The sequence below is a fragment of the Arthrobacter sp. I3 genome (assembly GCF_000520575.1).
GTDB lineage: Bacteria > Actinomycetota > Actinomycetes > Actinomycetales > Micrococcaceae > Arthrobacter > Arthrobacter humicola_A.
Genome location: NZ_KI914967.1, coordinates 1 through 2,781 on the forward strand (window position 1 = coordinate 1; position 2,781 = coordinate 2,781).

The following is a 2,781-nucleotide window of genomic DNA, read 5'->3' on the forward strand; positions in this document are numbered from 1 at the left end:
GGTTGGTGTCGGTGTAGCTGAGCCCGGTGGTGTCGGCGATCCTGCTGGTGGTGGCGGGGGTGAAGCCTGCCGTGGTGGAGCGGTGGACGGTGTAGCCGGTGACGCCGGTGTTGTCGGTTGATGCTGTCCAGGACAGCGCGACGGCAGTTCCCGCTACGGATGCCGACAAGGACCCCGGCGCGGTGGGCGCGGTGGTGTCGGAAGGGGCGGTATCCGTGTAGGTGAGGTTGAGGACGGGGCGCAGTGAGGCGGAGGCCTGTCGTGACCAGAACCAGGAGCTGTCTGAGCCCGTGCCGCTCAGGGCCAGGGTCCTGGACCCGGTCCAGCCGGTCATGAGGCTGGTGTCCAGGGTGATGTCATAGGTGGTGTTGGGCACGGTGCCGCCGGGCAGGGATCCGAGCGTGGGCCCGGAGACCGCGGGGCGGTTGGCGTAGAACGTGCCGGTTTCGGACCAGGAGTCCGCTGCCGCGCGGAGGACGAGCGTGTTGGCGGAGCCTGCGGAGGCCAGGCTGGTGGTGCGTATGCGCAGGCTTGCACTGGTGAGCGCCTGTCCGGCCGGGGCTGCCGGGAGCTCGAACCGCAGGACTGCCGTGGCGTCCGGTGAGCCGTAGACCGCGAGCGAGCCGCTGGTGCCGAAATCGGTGGTGGGTGCTGAGGACGAGGTGTAGGTGTCCGCAACCGGCCCTACCGCCACCACCGTCGGCGCCGCGTGGGCCGCTGGGACGGTCACCATCGAGAGAAGGAGTGCACCGGCACCGACGGATGCAAGCCTGCGAATTCTCTTCATCAGTGGCCTTTCGGGTGGCCGGACGAAAAGAGGCGCCCCGGCGGTAGTGACATCCTTGGGGGTACTTTGTCATCTGACGCCGGTCCGGTGTCAATGCGTAGCCCTACTTGGGATGCGGTGCCGTGGACCGAGTAGGAGGGTAATCCCGGACTTCTTCACCTTCAGTCATCGGGGCCGCGGCGGAGCGCCAGCGGGGCGTACATCAAAGCCCCGGGCGCAGCCCGATCGCCGCAAAGACGGGCGCCATCTGCCGTGAGGTCGGCAGCGACGCGATCACGATCCCGTCGAGTTCGCCATAGAAGGCTTCGCGGGCCCGGGCCAGCGCGGCCCGGAGCCGGCATTCGGTGATGAGCGGGCACGTCCCGCCCGTGGCGACGCAGTCGGCCGGGTCCAGGCGGGTGTCGAGTTGCCGCAGCAGCTGGCCGACCGTTGCGGTCCGGCCCGCGCTGCTCAGCCGGGATCCGCCGTTGCGGCCGCGTTCGACGTCGATCAGGCCCAATGCGCGCAGCTTCGCCATCGCCTTGCTGACGTGGTTGTACGGCGTGCCGACGGCGTCGGCGATGCTCTGGGTGGTCAGGAGCCCGCCGTCCGGAACGGCCGCGAGCACCAGCAAAGCGCGAAGGCTCACATCGGCGAACGCATTGATCTTCATATCCCCAGCCTAAGGGCGGTCTAGTCCACCCAGACGGCGGGCTCGTTGGTATCGGCGGCCAGCTGGCCGAACTCGAGTTCGTGCGTCCCGGCGTTCGCGGCGTAGGGCAGCACGGCGGCGAACAGGGAGCCGTCCTGGTGCTCTGCCGCGACGTGGATGGCGTCCGAGTCTTCCTCGAGCAGCGTAATGTCGCAGACGACGGCGGCGGCCCGGAACTCCTCCCGGTGCTGCCGGAGCAACTCGTGGAGGTCCCGGATCATGGCGTCCGCGTCGAAGTCGGCGTCCGATCCGTCGCTCGCGTCCGCGGGTGTGACTGCCACCAGCCGGACTTCGCCGTCGTTTTGCACCACCAGGGCGAAGGGCAGGAAGCCGCCGTTGCGTTCCAGCTGCTCCTGCGCGGCACCGACGCCGGTGCCGAGCAGGTTCTCCAGGTCCGTGGCGCTGGCGTCCGGCACGGACTCGCGCCAGGATCCGGTGTTGGCGGATTCTTCCGGGTGTACTGCCACCGCTAGCCCCGGACCAGCGCCAGGACGCGGTCGCGGACGCGTTCCATGGTGGCGGCGTCCGTGGCTTCAACGTTGAGGCGCAGGAACGGTTCGGTGTTGGACGGGCGCAGGTTGAACCAGTAGCTGCCGTCGGTGGCGATGAAGGTGCTGCCGTCGAGGTAGTCGACCTCGACGTCCTCGTTGTGGAAGTCCTCGCGGACCCGCTCGACCGCGGCGGCCTTGTCCTCGATTTCCGAGTTGATCTCACCGGATGACCGGTACGGCTCGTATTCGCGGCCGAGTTCGGAGAGCGGGCCCTCCTGTTCGCCCAGGGCGGCGAGGACGTGCATGGCGGCCAGCATGCCGGTGTCCGCATTCCAGAAGTCGCGGAAGTAGAAGTGGGCCGAGTGTTCCCCGCCGAAGATGGCCCCTTCCGCGGCCATGACGGCCTTGATGAAGGAGTGCCCCACGCGGGTGCGGACGGGTCGGCCGCCGTGGCGTTCGACGAGTTCGGGAACCGCGCGGGAGGTCAGCAGGTTGTGGATGACGGTGGGCGTGTCTTCACCGAGGCCCTGGGCGCGGGCGATCTCGCGGCGGGCCACCATGCCGGTGATGGCCGACGGCGAGACAGGCTCGCCCTTCTCGTCGATCACGAAGCAGCGGTCGGCGTCGCCGTCGAAGGCCAGGCCGATGTCCGCGCCGTGTTCGACGACGGCGGCCTGCAGGTCGCGCAGGTTTTCCGGCTCCAGCGGGTTGGCCGGGTGGTTCGGGAAGGATCCGTCGAGCTCGAAGTACAGCGGCACGATCTCCAGCGGAAGCTTGGGCAGCAGGGCATCGCCAAGCACGGCGGGGGTGGT

The 2,781-nt window shown here is 69.0% G+C and carries 3 protein-coding genes and 1 pseudogene; all 4 read right to left on the reverse strand.

Annotated elements, in window-relative coordinates; translation table 11 throughout:
* On the reverse strand, positions 1 to 733 hold a 733-nt coding region (locus tag Y706_RS27600), incomplete at its 3' end, for a DNRLRE domain-containing protein (RefSeq protein WP_216699161.1).
* Between the two features lie 256 nt (positions 734 to 989).
* A complete protein-coding gene (locus tag Y706_RS0120980) occupies positions 990 to 1,439 on the reverse strand; it encodes an RrF2 family transcriptional regulator (protein WP_028278121.1) in 450 nt (149 codons plus the stop codon).
* Between the two features lie 20 nt (positions 1,440 to 1,459).
* Positions 1,460 to 1,945 (reverse strand): hypothetical protein, encoded by a 486-nt coding sequence (locus Y706_RS0120985; protein WP_028278122.1) that lies wholly within the window; start codon positions 1,943 to 1,945, stop codon positions 1,460 to 1,462.
* Between the two features lie 2 nt (positions 1,946 to 1,947).
* A pseudogene (manB, locus tag Y706_RS26930) lies at positions 1,948 to 2,781 on the reverse strand (phosphomannomutase/phosphoglucomutase); the annotation flags it as partial.